Below are 20,027 nucleotides of genomic sequence, written 5' to 3'. Positions count from 1 at the left end.
AAACTCCCTGAGAACGGTTGAATTCCAAGGGAGTCGTTTTTTATTCACTCTATTCAGCCAGGGTTTTCCTCGCCTAAATTCAGTTATACTTCGTCTTCGTAAATGATTGATTCATCTGCCTGTTGGTTGATCAATACACCAGCAGCTACTTCTTCTAGCGCTCTTCCTACGCTTTTTTCGGAACGATATGAATGTAACAATTCGTTCTCTTTCTCCTGTAGTTCACGCGCACGTTTGGCAGCCAATGTAACCAATGTGTATTTAGAATCAACTTTCCCTTTTAATGAATCAACTGATGGATATAGCATCGTTTATTCTCCCTCCAACATTTGTAAGTATCTCTTTTCCACACGTTCTCTTCGGCAATGCTCTGCTGTAACAATAGCATTGACTCGATCACATGCTTTGGAGACCTCGTCATTTTCTACTACATAATCATACAAGTGCATCATTTCGAGTTCTTCTCGTGCTTTGAGTACACGATCTGCAATGATATCAGATGCTTCTGTACCTCTTCCGATCAAACGAGTTTCTAAGTCACTTAAACTTGGAGGTGCTAAAAAGATAAACAGGCCATTTGGTACTTTTTCGCGGACTTGTGCGGCTCCAACTACTTCAATTTCAAGAAACACGTCGCGGCCTGCGTCGAGTGTTTGATTGACGTAGTCAAGCGGTGTGCCGTAGTAGTTTCCTACGTATTCTGCGTACTCGAGAAGTTTGCCTTCTTGAATCATTTCTTCAAATACTTCTCTTGATCTGAAGAAATAATCGACGCCGTCCACTTCGCCTTCGCGTGGATTTCTCGTCGTCATGGAGATGGAGTATTCATAATTGGTGTCCGGACTGGAGAAGAGTTCTTTACGAACGGTTCCCTTTCCTACTCCGGATGGACCAGAAAGGACGATTAGGAGTCCTCGATGTTTGTACATGTAATCCCTCTTTGTTATGTATTCATTTACACGGCATGCCTAGCCCTAGTCAATTAGACAACTTGTATAGAGTGTACAGTACTTATACCGTTGATTTCCGTTGCGGGCGGACGCTTTCCGCGGGGCTCGCGGTGAGCTAATCCCGCAGGAGTCGCCACCCTCCACTCCAATCAACTAGATACGCTCCAACTTACAGAACAGTAAAATTCTATAATCGAATAATATGTCGTTGATTTGTATAGTTAACCGAACTGGCCCATGCATGCAATCTGTTCATATTATACCATAATCATACGATGAGTGCTAAAATGGAACAAAACGAAATGAAAGAGGAATCCGTATGGCATTTGATGGTTTATTTACGAAAGCAATTGTGAGCGAGTTGCAGCAATTGAAGACTGGCCGGATTTCTAAAATCCACCAGCCGAATTCTCAGGAAATTATTTTTCAGATACGAGCAAATAACAAGAATCATAAATTATTAGTGTCTCTTCATCCTTCATTTGCGAGGCTGCAATTGACGAATGAAGTGCTGACTAATCCTTCTGAGCCGCCTTTGTTTTGTATGGTGTTGCGCAAACAGTTGGAGGGCGGTGTGATTACATCTATTGAGCAACAAGAGACAGATCGAATTGTGGTGATTCAGGTACAAGCTCGAAATGAGCTAGGTGATCAGATTGAGCGGAAGCTAGTTATTGAAATTATGGGCAGACACAGTAATTTGATTTTGCTGGATGCAACACGTGATCTCATTATTGATAGCATGAAGCATTTGCCACCTTCCGTGAACAGTTATCGGACGATTTTACCTGGACAGCCTTATATACCAGCACCTCCACAGGATAAATTGGATCCTTTTCAAGTGTCAAAAGAGGATTTCATGAATTTCTTACCAACTGTGCATGAACCGAAAAATCTGGTTCAGCAATTCGCAGGCTTTTCTCCTTTGACGGCTGCTGAGCTGCTGTATCGTTTGCAGCAAAATGATGCGAACCCTTATAGTGTTTGGGAGTCTTTCTTACACAGTTTCACCATTGATTCAATGAAACCTACAGTTGTAGAAAACGATCGGAAAACGCTATTTTCTGCAGTGGAATTGACGCATGCACCTGGGACATCTCAAACATTTTTCACATTAGCTGATTTGCTCGACAAAGTTTATTTTGCAAGAGCCGAACGAGAACGAGTCAAATCACAGGCGATTGATTTGGAACGCTGGTTATCCAATGAAATCTCTAAGTTAGAAAATAAAACGAAAAAACTGCAAAAGGAGCAACAAACAGCTCAGAATTTAGATACGTTAAAGCTGTACGGTGAATTATTGACAGCGAATAACTACTTATTGCAAAAAGGCGATAATGAAGTGACGGTAGAAAATTATTATGAGCAAGGGTCGACTGTCACCATTCCGCTTGATCCGCGAAAAACACCGATCGATAACGCGCAACAATATTTTTCTCGTTACACAAAAGCTAAAACGGCACTTGTCCGAATTGCGGAGCAACTAGAAAAAACAAAAGATGATATCGAATATTTCGAGATGGTGCGACAGCAAGTATACCAAGCTTCCCCAATTGATATAGAAGAAATACGTGAAGAATTGGTCGAACTTGGATTTATGCGTGCTCGTAGAAGCAAAAAGAAGGCCAAACCAAAGAAGCCTGCACCGGAAGCTTTTGTTTCTTCAACAGGAATCGCGATCTCGGTTGGAAAAAATAATAAGCAAAATGATTATTTGACGTTTAAATTAGCAGCACGAGACCATGTCTGGTTACACACAAAAGACATACCTGGTTCTCACGTAGTCATCCATGATGCTAATCCTGATGAGGAAACCATTGCAGAAGCCGCCACACTATCTGCTTATTTCAGTAAAGCACGTGAATCTTCATCCGTGCCAGTGGACTTTACGGAAATTCGGCATGTGAAAAAGCCTTCTGGTGCAAAACCTGGGTTCGTTATTTATTTTGAGCAAAAGACCGTGTTTGTTACACCAGATGAGGATTTAGTGCGAAAACTTCGGAAATAAGATGGAAGTGGGCAAGATACCGTTACTCTGCGTTCCAGGCGGACGCGTTCGGGAGGGCCCGCGGTGAGCCAACTAGTCGCAAGCTCCTTAAGTTGTCTCACCAGTCGGGCTGATCCTCCCCGAGTCGCCGCCTTCCACTCCGATTCACTAGCATATTTTTGAAGTTAGTGAGCTAACCTGGATCATTCACTAATATCTTATTTGTCGTATTTCCCCTCTTTTATCTACAAAAAAGGTTCCTGTCATATGACGGGAACCTTTCTCTTATAATGTACCTTGCTTCAATTTCGTATGCCATTCCATCAATTCATTCATAGACTCTTCCTGAATTGCCCCGTCTTCTTTAGCCACTTCTGTCAAGGCAGCGAAGTTTGTCAAGCTATGGTAAGAAAGGTTAGCTTCTGCGAACTTTTCATCTGCTTTTTGAAGTTCATATGTGAAAATAGAGACGATGCCGCTCACTTCTACGTCTTCAGCCAGCAAAGCGTTCGCTGCGTTCAAGCTACTGCCGCCTGTTGAGATCAGATCTTCAATGATCACTGCTTTTGCATTCGGTTCGATCTTACCTTCGATTTGACGACTTTTGCCATGCGCTTTTGCTGAGGAACGAATGTAAACCATCGGCAATTTCAAAATATCCGCCACCCATGCTGCATGCGGAATACCTGCTGTTGCCGTTCCCGCAATCACAGTCGTTTCAGGATAATGAACTCGAATTAACTCCGCAAGACCTTCTGCAATTTCTTTTCGTCCTACTGGATCTGCCATCGTTAAGCGATTATCGCAGTAGATTGGCGATTGAATACCTGATGCCCATGTAAATGGTTCTTTGGGATTCAAAGCAACTGCTCCGACATGTAATAAAATTTGAGCTACTTGTTTTTCTCTAGTCATGGAGTGATCCCCTTCCATAGTGTATTCACTTTTTCATAGGCTTCGCGCGGATTTTCGGCACCCGTAATTGCACGTCCGACAACAATATGCGTTGATCCTTCTTGCCAAGCCTTTGCTGGTGTCGCTACCCGTTTTTGATCGTGTACATCACCTTGTGCCAAACGAATACCTGGTGTCACTTTAAAGAAATCTTTACCGCAGATTTCCTGAATCGCTTTCGCTTCTTGTACAGAACATACGACGCCATCCAAGTGAGCAGATGCAGCGAGTTTTGCATAATGCGCTACTGACTCGTGAAGTGGTACGCTAATCAGCTGTTCTTCCCGTACTTGACGATCATCAGTGGACGTCAGCTGCGTCACTGCGATCAGTGCCGGTCGTTTTCTCCCTGTAGGTGTACCTGATTCTAAGCCTTCGAGTGCTGCTTCCATCATCGTTTTGCCGCCAGCTGCGTGTACATTAACCATATCCACTTCTAATGAAGCCAAGACTTTCATTGCGGATTTCACGGTATTTGGAATATCATGCAATTTCAAATCTAAAAAGATAGAGTATCCCTCTTCTTTTAATCGAGCGATCATCGCAGGTCCTTCTTTATAATATAACTCCATTCCTACTTTTACATTGACCGACTGATCGAATGCGTTAAGGAACTCAAATGTTTTGTCAGCTGAATTAAAATCTAACGCGATAATTGGGGAGTTGTTCATACGCGATGACTCCTTCCGATCAATTCTGAGATATGGTCTACATGCAGCTCATCGAGTTTCGTTGGAAGCTGCTCAATAATGGTTGGACAAACAAATGGGTCTACAAAATTTGCTGTCCCGACCGCCACTGCACTTGCACCAGCAGATAAAAAGTCGATTACGTCTTGCACACACGTGACACCACCCATTCCAATGATTGGAATATTGACGACTTGACTCACTTCATACACCATGCGGATCGCTACAGGCTTAACCGCTGGACCTGACAAGCCACCTGTCTTATTCGCAATCACTGGTCTTCCTGTTTTTTCATCCAAACGCATACCAACCAGTGTATTGATCATCGTAATGCCGTCCGCTCCACCTGCTTCTACTGCAATTGCCATGGACTTAATGTCAGCTACGTTTGGTGATAACTTCACATAAACCGGTACAGAAGATACCGCTTTTACTGCGGCCGTTAATTCCTTCGCTACGATTGGATCTGTACCGAACGCAATGCCACCACATTTAACATTTGGGCAAGATATATTCAATTCTAATGCATGAACGTTTGGAGCTTTTGATATCTCCTTGGCCACTTCTACATAATCCTCTGTTTCAGAACCTGCAACATTTGCGATAATCGGTACATCGAATTTTTCAAGCCACGGCAATTCATTCTGCAAAACTCCTTGCAGACCTGGGTTTTGTAAACCAATTGCATTCAACATACCAGAAGACGTTTCTGCAACCCGAGGTGTGGGATTTCCGTACCGAGTCTCAAGCGTCGTTGCTTTGATCATGATCGCACCCAACTGAGAGAGGTCATACAAATTGCCGTACTCTTTTCCGAAACCGAAACAACCGGATGCGGGCATAATGGGATTTTTTAATTCCAAGCCAGGTAATGTTATCGCTAATCTATTCATAGTTGCACCACCCCTGCTGGAAATACTGGACCATCTGAGCATACTTTGACATATGCTTTGTCTGTTGCATTTTCATTCGTATGACAAACACATGCAAAACAAGCGCCGATTCCGCAGCCCATACGTTCTTCAAATGATAAATACCCTTTTTTGTGAGCATACGCTTTTTGGACTGCATTCAGCATTGGCATAGGTCCACAACTATAAAACGTTTCAAATTCATCGGAAAGTTCCCCCATTACATTTGTGACGAAACCTTCCGTACCATTGCTTCCGTCTACTGTGGCAATGTACGTATCACCGAGTGCGGAAAATTGCTCTTCATAAAATACTACATCATCTGATTGAAAGCCCAAAATATGGATACAGTTGACACCTTTTGCTGTCAACTGCTTGGACAATTCATATAGTGGCGGTACACCTATTCCCCCACCGATCAACATAGCGGTTTGACCAGAAGCTGTCTCTTCAACGGGAAATCCATTACCAAGAGGTCCCAATACATTCACTACGTCTCCTTCTCGCTTTTGAGAAAGTAGTTCTGTACCGCGTCCTTCTGCTCGATAGATGATCGTCATTTCGCTTTTATCTGTATTGATTTCCGCTATAGAAATTGGACGACGCAATAACGGTTCAAATGAATCCGAGACCCGGACATGGACAAACTGGCCCGGAGAAGTAATTTCTCCGACCAGCTTTCCAGTGAGTTTCATTTCAAAAATATTTTTAGCGATTTGCTGCTGTGATTCCACGGTCATCACATCTTGGATGATCATTTTATCACCTTCTGCTTTGGCATCGCGTCTGTTTGGAATGTCATAGACTCAATAACAGATAACATCGCGTCTGCTGTGTCGATAGAAGTGAAGCAAGGCACTCCATTTTCTACGGACTCACGACGGATTCTGAAGCCATCACGGGCAGGCTGTTTTCCTTTAGTCAGTGTATTAATCACTAGCTGTGCTTGACCTTTTTGAATGACGTCTATTAACGTCGGGCCTTCCGTTCCAATCTTACCAACTGTTTTCACTTGAACCTCTGCTTGTTCTAGTGCTTTAGCTGTTCCTTCTGTTGCTAAGATGCGGTATCCGATTTCGACAAAACGTTTTGCGATCTCGATAATTTCTTCCTTATCTTTATCAGAAACAGTCATTAAAACAGAGCCGTATTCCTTCACTTCCATGCCCGCAGCGACTAAGCCTTTATAAAGTGCTTTCTCTAGCGTACTGTCTTTCCCCATTACCTCACCTGTCGATTTCATTTCAGGTCCGAGTGTAATATCTACGCGACGCAGTTTTGCGAAGGAGAATACAGGTACTTTTACATACACGCCTTCAGGTGCTTCTGCAAGCCCATCTCCATAACCTTGTGTAGCGATTGATTTACCTAAAATCGACTGAGTCGCGACATTCGCCATTGGAATATTCGTGATTTTACTTAGGAATGGCACCGTCCGGCTCGAACGCGGATTCACTTCTATCACATATACTTGTCCTTCCGAAATGACGAACTGAATATTGAGCAAACCTCTAATATTCAAGCCTAGAGCTAAACGTTTCGTATAATCCGCAATCGTTTCGATCATGGATTGTGAAAGATTTTGTGGAGGATAGACCGCAATGGAGTCACCGGAGTGTACGCCTGCACGTTCAATATGTTCCATGATGCCCGGGATCAATACCGTTTCTCCATCACAAATCGCATCCACTTCAATTTCAGTACCAGTCAAATATCGGTCAATGAGTACTGGATGCTCTGGACTTGCTTTCACCGCATTTTCCATGTATTGCAACAACTCTTGTTCATGATAGACAATTTCCATCGCACGACCACCTAATACATAGGACGGACGTACAAGAACTGGGTAGCCGATTTCATTGGCGATCACTACTGCCTCTGAAACAGATAATGCTGTTTTACCAAGAGGCTGAGGTACGCCAATTTCATGAAGTGCTCGCTCAAATTTATCACGATTTTCTGCACGATCGATATCCTCTAATGAAGTTCCAAGGATTTTGACACCGCGAGCTTCCAATCCGGCCGCTAAGTTAATCGCAGTTTGTCCGCCAAATTGAACGATAACGCCTTCTGGTTGCTCTAAATCAATGATGTGCATAACATCTTCAATCGTCAATGGTTCGAAATAAAGCTTATCTGAGATCGAGAAGTCCGTCGAAACCGTTTCAGGGTTGTTGTTAATGATAATCGCTTCATAACCCGCTTCTTGAATCGCCCATACACAGTGTACCGTCGCATAGTCGAACTCCACGCCTTGTCCAATACGGATTGGGCCTGAACCTAAGACGACCACACTCTTTTTATCTGTTCTGACAGATTCGTTTTCATCTTCATATGTGCCGTAGAAATATGGTGTATCTGACTCATACTCTCCTGCACATGTATCTACTTTTTTGTAGACCGGAATCAACTCTCGCTCTTTTCTCCACTCATATACTTCACGCTCAGTTGTGTTCCATAATTTTGCGATTGTGATGTCAGCAAAACCTAGACGCTTCGATTTATAAGCAACTTCATGATCAAATGGATTATTTTTCAACAATTCCTCGTAACGTACAATATTTTCAAACTTACGCAAGAAGAATAAGTCGATGGCACTCCATTCATTTAGAGTCTCAATCGTCACACCACGTCGTAATGCTTCACCGATGAAGAACAAACGCTCATCGCCCGCTTTTCGAATACGCTTTTCAATCCATTCATCTGTCATCTCCGCTCCACCTGGAAGTGACAAGTCAAATTGACCTGTTTCTAGTGAACGAACGGCTTTTAGAATGGACTCTTCGAACGTACGACCCATTGCCATTACTTCGCCTGTTGCTTTCATTTGTGTACCTAGATTACGCTTCGCTGATTCGAATTTATCGAAAGGCCAACGCGGGATTTTCGTTACAACATAATCTAATGTTGGCTCGAAGCACGCATACGTATTGCCCGTCACAGGGTTCATCATTTCATCCAGTGTTAAACCAACAGCAATTTTCGCAGCGAGCTTCGCAATCGGATAACCCGTCGCTTTTGATGCGAGTGCAGAAGAACGACTCACTCGCGGGTTCACTTCAATAATATAGTAATCAAAACTATATGGATCGAGTGCTAGCTGAACGTTACAGCCGCCTTCGATTTTCAAGGCACGGATAATTCGTAGGGAAACGTTACGTAACATTTGATTTTCGCGGTCCGTCAATGTTTGGCATGGTGCCGCCACGATAGAATCGCCCGTATGGATACCAACTGCATCGACATTCTCCATATTACAGACAACAATCGCATTGTCAGCGGAGTCACGCATTACTTCATATTCAATTTCTTTAAAACCAGCAATGGATTTTTCAAGTAAACATTGCGTGACTGGACTATACTTCAAACCGCTCGTTACGATCTCTTCCAGGTCCTCATCATTATGACAAATTCCGCCACCTGTTCCGCCGAGTGTAAATGCCGGACGTACAATGACAGGATAACCAATTTGTTTGACGAAAGCATAAGCTTCTTCCAAGTTATGGATAATATCACTTTCTGGAACTGGTTCTCCCATTTCATTCATCAATGTACGGAATAAATCACGATCTTCTGCTTTATGAATCGCATCTAGTTTCGTCCCTAGAATTTCAATTTCTAGTTCATCTAAAATTCCTGATTCTTGTAACTCAATCGCCATATTCAGACCTGTTTGTCCACCTAATGTAGGCAATAGAGCATCCGGACGTTCTTTACGGATAATGCGGCTGACAAACTCTAGCGTGATGGGCTCGATATATACTTTATCTGCAATTTCTGTATCCGTCATGATCGTTGCAGGATTGGAGTTGATCAAGATGACTCGGTAGCCTTCTTCTTTTAGGGAAAGACACGCTTGTGTACCTGCGTAGTCGAATTCTGCAGCTTGGCCGATGACAATCGGACCTGAGCCGATGACGAGAATGGATTTGATATCTGTACGTTTAGGCATTGGTATTCTCCTTTCGATTGCTTGCTGTCATTTGTTGAATGAAACGATCAAATAAGTAGCTTGCATCTTGTGGTCCGGGTGATGCTTCTGGATGGAACTGTACAGAAAAAGCTTCATATTGCTCACTGCTAACCCCTTCGACACCACCATCATTTAATGCTTTGTGTGTAACTTTAAGACCAGTACCCTCTAAAGAATCTTCTAGCACTTCATAGCCATGGCTTTGTGAAGTTAGATCCGTACGGTTTGTCACCAAGTCTTTTACTGGATAGTTACCTCCAATATGACTATTTTTCATTTTAGCTGTCTTTGCTCCACAAGCGAGTGCAAACAACTGATGTCCTAGACCTATACCGAAGATCGGCTTCTTGCCAAGCAATTCTTTAATGGTCTCGACTGCCCCTTCGACATCTTCTGGATTTCCAGGGCCGTTGGACAATAAAATTCCATCCGGGAACAATGCCAAAATTTCTTTAGCAGATATGTCATAAGGTACGACGATGACATCGCAATCCTTTTTATTTAGTTCGCGTAAAATACCGTGTTTAATACCGTAATCAATGACAACCACGCGCTTTCCTAAACCAGGGCTTGGATATGGACGTTTGGTTGAAACTTTTGCTACTAAATCCGTTGGCAAGTCATAGTTTTGTACTTCTGCTAGGACTTCATTGACATTGATATCTTCTCCAGCAGCTGTTAATTTCCCTTTCAATGCACCCTTATCGCGTAAAAGACGAGTCAATTTTCTCGTATCAATTTCTTGGATACCCGGAATACCTTTCAATGTAAGAAGGTCCCCTAAAGTCATGCCGCTGCGGAAGTTTGAAGGTTCCTCTGTCAATTCTCTGACGACTAAGCCATTAATGGCAAGGTCGATTGATTCGTAATCATCTCGATTAATACCATAATTACCAATCAACGGATACGTCATGACGACAATTTGTCCACAGCCTGAAGGGTTGGAAATAGTTTCTTGATAACCCGTCATTCCTGTTGCAAACACCGCTTCACCTACCGAAGCGCTGTCTGCTCCAAATGCCGTTCCTTCAAAAATTGAACCATCTTCTAATACTAAATATCGTTTTTTCATTATTGACCATCCTTCCAAACGATGTTTCCACCGAAAATTGTCATTACAGGCCAGCCCGTGCAATTCCAGCCGTCAAATGGTGTGTTTTTTCCTTTAGATACAAAAGTAGTGCGATCGATTTTTTGCTCTTTTTCTAAATCAATTAAAACGAGATCCGCTGCTGCACCCACTTCAATTTTCCCATAAGGCAAACCGAACACTTCAGCTGGTTTACTTGTCATCCAGTCTACCAATTGTTTTAGCGTCCAATGACCAGGCTTGACGAAGTGTGTATACAATAAAGGAAATGCCGTTTCAAATCCAGTAATACCGAATGGCGCTTTTGCAATCCCAGCAGATTTCTCTTCTGCCGTATGTGGTGCATGATCTGTTGCGATACAATCCAATGTACCATCCAATAGACCTTGACGTAATGCTTCACGGTCTTCTTCAGAACGCAAAGGAGGATTCATCTTCCAATCTGCATCATCACCTGGAATATCATTTTCCGTTAACAACAAGTGATGCGGGCTCACTTCACCCGTTACATGGATACCTGCTTTTTTTGCATCGCGGATTGTCCGTACAGATTCTTTCGTACTCACGTGGCATACATGGTAATGTGCACCTGCAGCCTCTGCTAATAAAATATCTCTCGCAATATGTACTGATTCAGCGATTGAAGGGATACCTGGCAATCCAAGTTCCTTATTGCGCGTTCCTTCATGCATGGCACCACCATAAATCAATGTATTGTCTTCACAATGAGCTACAATTGGCATTTGAATAGCCGCTGCATCTTGCATCGCTTCATACATCATACCTGCTTCTTGGACACCTACCCCGTCATCCGTAAAAGCAAATGCTCCGTGTTCTTTCAACTCTGCCAAATTCGTTCGCTCTTTTCCAGCTTCCCGGATCGTAATAGATGCATATGGCAGCACACGAATCTTCGCGTTTTCTTCTATTAACTGATTAATCTTATCAAGATTTTCTTTCGTATCAGGCACAGGGCGTGTATTCGGCATCGCACAGATTGTCGTGTACCCGCCTTTTGCTGCAGCGTGTGTTCCTGTCTCAATCGTCTCTTTATGTTCACCACCCGGTTCTCTCAAGTGAACGTGCACATCAATCAGACCTGGCGATAGCAACAGGCCTTTTCCATCAATGACTTCAAAGCCGTCTGCTGTTAACTGGCTGCCGATCTCAGCAATTTTCCCTTCAGAAATTTTCACATCTGTTTGGACAAGGTTGCCTTCTTCGTTTAACATCTGTACATTTTGAATTAAAGTTTTCATATTACTTCCGCCCCTTCAAAATTAGTTCCAAAACAGCCGCCCGAATATAAACTCCATTTTCGACTTGTTTAAAAATACGAGATTGCGGGCTTTCAATTAAGCTATCTGCAATTTCCACATCCCGGTTTACTGGTGCTGGATGCATGATAATCGCTTCTTTCTTCATTCTTCTCGCTCGTTCTTCCGTCAAACCGAACTGCTCATGATAGGCCGTTTTCGTATAGGCCATTTCTGTATTATGGCGTTCATGCTGCACACGGAGAAGCATGACGACATCGCTTATTTCGATGACTTCATCCCAGTTGTCTACACTATCGAATTCTCCTGCCCATTCCGGCGGACAGAGGAATGTGACCTCAGCACCTAGTTTCCGTAAAGCTTCTGCATTAGAACGGGCAACTCGGCTATGCGCGATGTCTCCTGCAATGAGAACTTTCAACCCTTCAAAACCACCGAACTCTTCCTGTATCGTAAACAGATCCAATAGGGACTGCGTCGGATGCTGGCCTGATCCGTCACCCGCATTAATGATCGCTACGTTCGTCCGACCGATCAATTCTTCATAAAAACCATCTGAAGGGTGACGAATGACCAATGCGTCTAAGCCAATTGCTTCCAACGTTCGGATCGTATCATATAATGTCTCGCCCTTTAATGTACTGGAGAAACTTGTTTCAAAGGGAATGATCTGCGCCCCTACTTTTCGTTCCGCCATTTCAAAACTCGTTTTCGTTCTCGTGCTCGGCTCGAAAAACAGATTGCATACAGTATAAGTCCCTGGCAGTTCACGGAAGCCCAGCCGTTTGAAAATGGCTGCCCGCTCCAATATAAGCATGATTTCTTCCACTGTTAGATCTTTCATTGAAACTAAATGTTCCATTGGACGTTCCTCCCTCATGAAGTGCAGGCATGTTCTGCAAGTAATTCGTTATGTCTATTATTATTCGTCCATTAATGTATCGTCTTTCCTACCTGGCAATACTAAGTTCAGTACAACCCCGACAATCGCCGCTAATGCCATACCGCCTACTTCGAATGTAGGACTGAATTTAATCGTTGCACCGCCTATGCCAATTACCAGAATGATCGAAGCAATGACCAGGTTCCGCTGATTATCGAAATCGATATGGTGATCGATCAGCATCCGTAATCCGGAAGATGCAATGATCCCGAACAGCAGTATGGAAATCCCGCCCAAGACTGCTTGCGGAATGGTAGCAATTAACGCCATGACTTTCCCTAAGAACGAGAAGAATATCGCAAACACTGCTGCGCCAATAATGACATAAACACTATAGACACGAGTAATGGCTAGTACACCGATATTTTCTCCGTATGTAGTTTTCGGAGGACCGCCTACCAATCCGCTGATCAGCGTACCCAGTCCGTCACCGAGCAATGATCTATGCAAACCAGGATTATCAATGTAATTACGATCGACCACTTTGCCAAGTACGAGCTGATGACCGATATGCTCAGCAATCGTCACAATTGCGATCGGCACCATGATGATGAGCAATGTAGGTGTCACAACGAATTGATAATCAATTCCTGGTATGAGCATTTCCGGCACTGCAAACCATTTCGCTTCAACGACCTTGCTGAAGTCCAATATACCGATTGCAGCTGAGTAAATGTAACCTACTATGATTCCAATCAAAACCGGCATCAGGCTAATAATTCCCTTGAAGAACATCAGACAGAATACCGCAGAAGCAAGCGTTACGAGTGCGGCTGAAAAATGAAGACCGCTATAGACATTTTGACCATCCACATTTATCGTGCTTGCCATATTGATGGCAGTCGGTGCAATGGCAAGTCCGATCACCATGATAACCGGTCCAACGACAATTGGTGGCAAGATCTTCATGATCCAGCGATAGCCTGTCTTCCAGATCAGTAACGAGATGATCGCATAGACCAATGCGACGAACATACTCCCGATCATCGCACTGCCAATTCCACCAGTCTGCGTCGCAATCTGGATCGGAATAATAAAGGCGAAGGAAGAACCTAAGTACGCCGGGACTTGAAACTTCGTTACTGCAATAAATACCAACGTGGCAATACCGCTTGTCAGTAAAGCGATTGCCGGGCTCAACCCGACTAGCTGAGGCACTAATATCGTGGCGCCGAACATTGCAAACATATGCTGCAGGCTCAATGCCAGCCATCGCACCGGCTGCGGTTTTTCATGTACATCTAATACTTTTTCGCTCATCTACTTTATTCCCCCAGCTATTTATAATGTCCGCGTATGGATAGTTACACTGTCTGTTCCGTCTGTTTCGATCATACTGACCACTACTCGCTCTTCGCTAGAAGTCGGGATATTCTTTCCTACGAAATCCGGACGAATCGGCAACTCCCGATGTCCTCTATCCACTAGAACGGCCAGTTGAATCGAAGAAGGTCGTCCCAAGTCCATGACCGCATCCAAAGCTGCTCTAACTGTGCGTCCTGTATACAGTACATCATCGATCAAGATCACTTTTTGATCAGCAACATCGTGCTCAATATTCACTTGCTGTACTAAGGCTTCTGCCTGATCATGTTTTAATTGAAGATCATCTCTGTAAAGCGTGATATCCAATTCACCTTTTTTGATTGGCTTTCCCTCAATTTGTTCAATTTTTTCTGCTAAACGTGCAGCTAAAATGGAACCCCTAGTTTTGATTCCTACCAATATACAGTCATCAATGCCTCTGTTCTTTTCAATGATTTCATGGGCAATCCGCGTGATCGCCCGTGTGATGGCTTGATCATCCAGTATTGCTGCTTTCTCCGCCATATCGATGGTTTCCCCTTTCTCTTGTACATTTCTCCATAAAAAAAGCCCCCAGTCAGAGTAGACTGAGGGCAGACGTGCAGAAAAAAGCATACAGTGGTCCTTGCCGCAGCAAGGCACCATGTAATTCCGTGCAACCTTCCCAGCCTCACAGGACTGACTTTAAAGGTATCGCTATTCATTTGCTTAGTTGAGTATATATCTAGGTACTTGTATTTGTCAACGTTTATTATGCGCGTAGTTCATTTAGCAACTGTTGATAATTTTCTGGCAAAGGAGCGGTAAATTCCAAATACTCATCAGTTGTGGGATGTTGGAAGCCAACCGTTCCAGCATGAAGAACTTGCCCGCCAAAATCGATCGTTTTTCGCGGACCATATTTAGGGTCTCCAACAAGTGGATAGCCAATATATTTCATATGGACTCGAATTTGATGTGTTCTGCCCGTTTCCAATCGACATTCCACCAGTGTATATTCACCAAAACGCTCCAACACTTTAAAATGAGTCACTGCGTTTTTACCATTATCCACAACCGCCATTTTCTGACGATCCCGTTGATCTCTGCCGATTGGCGCATCAATGGTTCCGTTATCATGTGGTATATGTCCATGAACAAGTGCCGTATAAACGCGTGTTACGGATTTCTCTACAAGTTGATTGACCAACGATACATGTGCTTTATCATTTTTAGCAACCATCAATAAACCTGATGTATCTTTGTCAATCCGATGCACAATACCTGGTCTCATCACGCCGTTGATGCCTGATAAGTCAGAGCATTGATACATTAACCCATTTACTAGAGTACCCGTCAAATGTCCAGGTGCAGGATGGACAACCATTCCCGTAGGCTTATTGACTACGAGTACGTCAGGATCTTCATATACAATATCAAGGTTCAGTTTCTCCGCTACGATATCATACGCTTCAGGTTCTGGTTGCTCTACAGAAATGATATCCGCTGTTTTCACTTTATAGTTAGGTTTCACAAAGCTGTCATTCACTTGAATACGTTCTTCCTTCACCCATTGCTGTATTTGCGTCCGAGACCACTCTGTCTGTACCATTGCGAGTGCCTTGTCGATTCTGTTTCCAGCCGTTTCTTCGGTAATTTCAAATTCAAATCTTTCCATTAAGAGACCTCATTTTTCTTTTTCTTTTTTTCATCCAGTAGTACGTGTAATAAAATTAAAATAACAGCGATCGTTAATGCCGCGTCTGCTACATTGAATATCGGGAAATCGTAACGGATAACAGGAATCAACACATCTACAAAATCCACGACTTCCTTTCTCCATAGACGGTCGATAAAGTTTCCTACCGCTCCACCAAGCAAAAGCATCAAACTGACTCCGAGAAGTCGATCCTTCTTTCCTTCCGTATGGAAAAAATACAAGATCGCTACGATGACTACAACCGTCACAATATAAAATAACCACATTTTACCTTCCAGCATCCCCCACGCCGCACCACGGTTACGGTGTGACAACAAACCAAGGTAAGGATCCAGTAAAGGAATTTGTTCGCCCAATTCCATATGTTTCACTACTAGCCACTTTGTTAGCTGATCAAGTCCGATGATCAGCACAGCTATTGCATAATAAACGATCACTACGTCTACCTCCGTCCAACAAATCTCTACTTCATTTTACCACAAAGTCTATCCATTTTTACTGTTTACAGTTTTCTCAAATCAAAAGTAAAAGCCATCGTCATCCACGAATGAATGATGATGGCTTTTACATCAAGATTACTTACGCAAAGTGTTCTTTTACAACAGCTGCACATCGAGTACATAATGCCGGATGTTCTGAATCGTCTCCGACTGTTGTGGAGATTGTCCAGCAGCGCTCACATTTTTCTCCATCTGCTGGTTCAACCAATACAGTAGCACGATCTAATTTCAGTGCATTAGGCAACTCAGCATTGTTGCTTTCTTCAAACGCAGATACGATGAAGAATTGTGCAAAGTCGATGTCATCAGCTTGCAGAATTCCTTGCTGTTCTTCTGGAAGTACAATAGTTACTTTCGCTTCGAGGGACTTACCGATAACTTTTGCATTTCGCGCTTCTTCCAAAGCCTTCAATACATCATCACGGATATCCATCAAGTTATCAAAACGTTCACGTAGCTTGTCTGCTACTTCACCTTTTTGATCCGCTTCCGGCATATCTGTCAGTTGCACACTATCTGCTTCTTTGACAGCTAAGTAGCTCCACATTTCATCAGCTGTATGCGGCAAAATCGGTGTAATGAGTTTCACTAACGTAATGAGTGTGTCATACATAACCGATTGCATTGCACGACGATGTGGATGGTCAACACCTTCGATATATACAACATCCTTCGCAATATCCAAATAGAAGGAACTAAGTACGCCCGTACAGAAGTTATTCACCGCATGGTAGACGCCAGCAAATTCATAGTTATCAAACGCTTCACGTACATCTTGGATCAAATCCTGCAACTTCACATATACATACTGATCGACAGGACGCATATCTTTAAACGCTACACGATTTGTTGCTGGGTCAAAGTCTGCTACATTCCCATGTAAGAAACGAATCGTATTACGGATTTTACGGTAGACCTCTGAAACTTGTTTGAAGTTAGAATCAGATACTCGTACGTCTGCTGTGTAGTCCACTGACGCAACCCATAGTCGCAAAATGTCAGCTCCTAATTGATTGATGACTTTTGCTGGAACAATGACATTTCCGAGGGATTTACTCATTTTACGGCCTTCTTTATCAAGCGTAAAGCCATGGCTTAAAATTCCTTTGTATGGAGCAATTCCGTTAATTGCCACACTCGTTGTCAAAGAAGAGTTAAACCATCCTCTATATTGGTCAGAACCTTCCAAATATAAATCAGCCGGATACACAAGGTCATCTCGTTCTTCTAATACACCTTGATGTGTCGTTCCAGAATCAAACCAGACGTCCATAATATCCGTTTCTTTCGTGAATTCCCCATTCGGACTGCCTTCATGCGTAAATCCATCAGGTAATAATTCTTTAGCAGATCGCTCAAACCAAATATTTGATCCATTCTCACGGAATAGCTTGGCTACATGGCTAATTGTTTCATCGGTCAAAATTGCCTCTCCGTTTTCCGCATAAAACACTGGAATCGGAACACCCCATACACGTTGACGGGAAATACACCAGTCTCCACGATCACGAACCATATTGAATAGACGCGTTTCCCCCCAAGATGGCGTGAACTTCGTATTACGGATCGCTTCCAATAAGTCACTTCTAAATAATTCAATAGAAGCAAACCATTGAGCTGTCGCCCGGAAGATCACCGGTTTTTTCGTCCGCCAATCATGTGGGTACGAGTGCGTAATGAATGACAGTTTTTGAAGAGCGCCTACTTCTGTCAGCTTTTCAGTTACTGCTTTATTGGCATCCTCGTAGAACATGCCTGCAAAATAAGGGGCTTCCTCTGTCATCACACCACGATCATTTATTGGAGAAAATGCATCGATGCCGTATGACTTACAAACATAGAAGTCATCCTCCCCGTGGCCAGGTGCGGTATGAACGCAGCCTGTACCTGCATCTGCTGTTACGTGCTCACCTAGCATAACGAGTGAATCACGGTCATAAATTGGATGCTTTGCCACAATACGGTCAAGATCCGCACCTGGCAACTCAAGCTCTACTGAATATTCTTCCCACTCTAGCTCTTTCGCCAAAAATTCCACTAAATCTTTTGCAACGAGGAATTTCTCACCATTCACGTTGACTACTGTATACGTAAATTCAGGATGAACTGAAATCCCAAGGTTGGCAGGAATCGTCCAAGGTGTAGTCGTCCAAATTAGAAACTTCACGTCATCAGCTAATACACCTTTTCCATCACGAACCGGGAAGCTAACATAAATAGATGGCGATTTCTTATCCTTATATTCGATTTCTGCTTCTGCTAAAGCCGATTCACTTGATGGAGACCAATAGACCGGCTTTAATCCTTTATAGATATATCCTTTTTTCGCCATCTCACCGAATACTTGAATTTGACGAGCTTCGAATGCAGGTTTCAACGTAATATATGGGTTTTCCCAATTTCCACGCACACCTAAACGTTTAAATTGTGTACGTTGATTATTGATTTGCTCATATGCATAGTCTTCACACATTTTACGGAATTCAGCGATGCTCATTTTCTTGCGGTCGACGCCTTTATTGACAAGTGCTTGCTCAATTGGCAAACCATGCGTATCCCAACCTGGAACATATGGGGCATGGAATCCAGACATGGACTTATAACGTACAATAAAATCTTTCAACACTTTATTGAGTGCGTGACCCATGTGCAAATCGCCATTTGCGTACGGAGGTCCGTCGTGTAGTACGAAAAACGGTCTACCCGCAGTACGTTCTTGAACTTTTTGATAAATATCTTCTTCATTCCATTTCGCTTGCATTTCCGGCTCTTTATTCGGCAAATTCCCGCGCATTGGGAACTCAGTTTTCGGCATAAGCAATGTATCTTTATATTCCATTTTAATTCCTCCTATTTGTCAATTAAATCCACATTTTTATTTTTCCAACATCTTACTATTTATAAATGAAAATAAAAAAATCCCCATCCCAAAAAGGGACGAGGCTTATTCTCGCGGTACCACCCTACTTGCAATCATGTTCTACATAATTGCCGCTTAGACACTGGTAACGGCAGTGTAACCGGGATCATGTACATATCCATAATCCAGCTCAAGAGTGATTTTCGTCTCTACATCACCACCAGGCTTCCACCACCCCCGGCTCGCTATTGGAAAAGTTAGAAAGTACTCTCTCCATCATCGCTACTTCATTAATTAGTTGTTACGTAATAATTGTCATTATAGAAATGTCGATTTAAATTGTCAAGCTTCTTACGATTCCTCGTCTGCAGCACTTTCTAAGTTCGTTGTGTCCAACTCGTAACGAAGCAATCCGTCCCAATCATCTGTCTTGATCAAATCAAGTTGCGCTTCTACCATCATCTTAAAGCGGCTTCTAAAAACTTTCGATTGTTTTTTCAGATCTTCTACTTCCAATGCGATCTTTCGTGCGCGAACAAGGGCATCATTTACAATTCGATCTGCGTTCTTTTCTGATTCCTTCACAATCAGTTTGGATTCTTGCAGGGCATTTCTGCGCACATCCTCAGCTGCTTCTTGTGCAATTAGGATAGATTTCTGCAGAGTATCCTCAATTGTATTGAAATGAGCAATTTTCGCTTCGTTATTTGAAATAATTTGTTGTAACTCTTCATTTTTCTTTATCACATTTTCATAATCTTTCATGATTTGTTCTAAAAACTCATTGACTTCATCTTCATCATAGCCACGGAACTTCGTGCTAAATGCTTTGTTATGTATATCCTCAGGGGTTAAAGCCATGAACTGCTTGCTCCTTTCCGTCTGATCC

Annotated in this window: 17 protein-coding genes and 1 other annotated feature; of the genes, 1 reads left to right on the top strand and 16 read right to left on the bottom strand. The window is 43.0% G+C overall.

The genetic code is table 11. From position 1 onward, the window contains the following. Positions 1 to 83 precede the first annotated feature (83 nt). Positions 84 to 308, bottom strand: a complete 225-nt coding sequence (gene rpoZ, locus GD002_RS04925) for a DNA-directed RNA polymerase subunit omega (protein ID WP_153731233.1) — start codon at positions 306 to 308, stop codon at positions 84 to 86. A 3-nt stretch (positions 309 to 311) separates the two neighbouring features. After that, on the bottom strand, positions 312 to 929 hold the full coding sequence (gene gmk / locus GD002_RS04920; protein WP_153731232.1) for a guanylate kinase: 618 nt from the start codon (positions 927 to 929) through the stop codon (positions 312 to 314). Between the two features lie 340 nt (positions 930 to 1,269). Here gmk and GD002_RS04915 point away from each other — a divergent pair, with 340 nt between their 5' ends. Next, positions 1,270 to 2,958 (top strand): Rqc2 family fibronectin-binding protein, encoded by a 1,689-nt coding sequence (locus GD002_RS04915; RefSeq protein WP_153731231.1) that lies wholly within the window; start codon positions 1,270 to 1,272, stop codon positions 2,956 to 2,958. A gap of 264 nt (positions 2,959 to 3,222) precedes the next feature. Here the strand turns inward: GD002_RS04915 and pyrE are convergent, their stop codons facing one another. The 14 genes from pyrE to GD002_RS04845 all read right to left on the bottom strand — a co-directional run bounded on the left by pyrE (position 3,223) and on the right by GD002_RS04845 (position 19,999). Beyond that, on the bottom strand, positions 3,223 to 3,852 hold the full coding sequence (gene pyrE / locus GD002_RS04910; protein WP_153731230.1) for an orotate phosphoribosyltransferase: 630 nt from the start codon (positions 3,850 to 3,852) through the stop codon (positions 3,223 to 3,225). Beyond that, positions 3,849 to 4,562, bottom strand: a complete 714-nt coding sequence (gene pyrF / locus GD002_RS04905) for an orotidine-5'-phosphate decarboxylase (RefSeq protein ID WP_153731229.1) — start codon at positions 4,560 to 4,562, stop codon at positions 3,849 to 3,851. Before pyrF ends, pyrE begins: the two co-directional genes overlap by 4 nt. Beyond that, entirely contained in the window at positions 4,559 to 5,473 is a 915-nt protein-coding gene (locus tag GD002_RS04900; protein ID WP_153731228.1) for a dihydroorotate dehydrogenase, read from the bottom strand. The genes pyrF and GD002_RS04900 overlap by 4 nt, the downstream gene beginning before the upstream one ends. Beyond that, a complete protein-coding gene (locus GD002_RS04895) occupies positions 5,470 to 6,249 on the bottom strand; it encodes a dihydroorotate dehydrogenase electron transfer subunit (RefSeq protein ID WP_153731227.1) in 780 nt (259 codons plus the stop codon). Before GD002_RS04895 ends, GD002_RS04900 begins: the two co-directional genes overlap by 4 nt. Then, positions 6,246 to 9,443: a carbamoyl-phosphate synthase large subunit gene (carB, locus tag GD002_RS04890; protein ID WP_153731226.1), complete on the bottom strand. Its 3,198-nt coding sequence runs from the start codon at positions 9,441 to 9,443 to the stop codon at positions 6,246 to 6,248. The genes GD002_RS04895 and carB overlap by 4 nt, the downstream gene beginning before the upstream one ends. Beyond that, positions 9,436 to 10,536, bottom strand: coding sequence for a carbamoyl phosphate synthase small subunit (locus tag GD002_RS04885; RefSeq protein WP_153731225.1), 1,101 nt, complete (start codon positions 10,534 to 10,536; stop codon positions 9,436 to 9,438). The genes carB and GD002_RS04885 overlap by 8 nt, the downstream gene beginning before the upstream one ends. Continuing rightward, complete coding sequence (locus GD002_RS04880) at positions 10,536 to 11,813, bottom strand: dihydroorotase (protein WP_153731224.1); 1,278 nt, start codon at positions 11,811 to 11,813, stop codon at positions 10,536 to 10,538. Before GD002_RS04880 ends, GD002_RS04885 begins: the two co-directional genes overlap by 1 nt. A gap of 1 nt (position 11,814) precedes the next feature. Next, positions 11,815 to 12,693: an aspartate carbamoyltransferase catalytic subunit gene (locus tag GD002_RS04875; protein WP_153731223.1), complete on the bottom strand. Its 879-nt coding sequence runs from the start codon at positions 12,691 to 12,693 to the stop codon at positions 11,815 to 11,817. A gap of 60 nt (positions 12,694 to 12,753) precedes the next feature. Next, a complete protein-coding gene (locus GD002_RS04870; RefSeq protein ID WP_153731222.1) occupies positions 12,754 to 14,034 on the bottom strand; it encodes a uracil-xanthine permease family protein in 1,281 nt (426 codons plus the stop codon). A gap of 21 nt (positions 14,035 to 14,055) precedes the next feature. Further along, positions 14,056 to 14,604 carry a bifunctional pyr operon transcriptional regulator/uracil phosphoribosyltransferase PyrR gene (pyrR, locus tag GD002_RS04865; protein WP_153731221.1) on the bottom strand — a complete coding sequence of 183 codons (549 nt, stop codon included), beginning with the start codon at positions 14,602 to 14,604 and terminating at the stop codon, positions 14,056 to 14,058. A 226-nt stretch (positions 14,605 to 14,830) separates the two neighbouring features. Next, positions 14,831 to 15,736, bottom strand: coding sequence for an RluA family pseudouridine synthase (locus GD002_RS04860; protein WP_153731220.1), 906 nt, complete (start codon positions 15,734 to 15,736; stop codon positions 14,831 to 14,833). Next, entirely contained in the window at positions 15,736 to 16,215 is a 480-nt protein-coding gene (gene lspA / locus GD002_RS04855) for a signal peptidase II (RefSeq protein WP_153731219.1), read from the bottom strand. Before lspA ends, GD002_RS04860 begins: the two co-directional genes overlap by 1 nt. 142 nt (positions 16,216 to 16,357) lie before the next feature. Then, entirely contained in the window at positions 16,358 to 19,117 is a 2,760-nt protein-coding gene (gene ileS / locus GD002_RS04850; protein ID WP_153731218.1) for an isoleucine--tRNA ligase, read from the bottom strand. 91 nt (positions 19,118 to 19,208) lie between these two features. Next, positions 19,209 to 19,427 (bottom strand) — a binding site (T-box leader). 62 nt (positions 19,428 to 19,489) lie between these two features. Next, the gene (locus tag GD002_RS04845) at positions 19,490 to 19,999 is read right to left on the bottom strand and encodes a DivIVA domain-containing protein (RefSeq protein WP_153731217.1); all 510 of its coding nucleotides are present in this window, start codon (positions 19,997 to 19,999) and stop codon (positions 19,490 to 19,492) included. Between the last annotated feature and the right edge of the window lie 28 nt (positions 20,000 to 20,027).

The sequence above is a fragment of the Sporosarcina obsidiansis genome (assembly GCF_009651005.1).
GTDB lineage: Bacteria > Bacillota > Bacilli > Bacillales_A > Planococcaceae > Sporosarcina > Sporosarcina obsidiansis.
The sequence above is the reverse complement of the archived record's forward strand: the minus strand, read 5'-3'. Positions and strand labels throughout refer to the sequence as shown.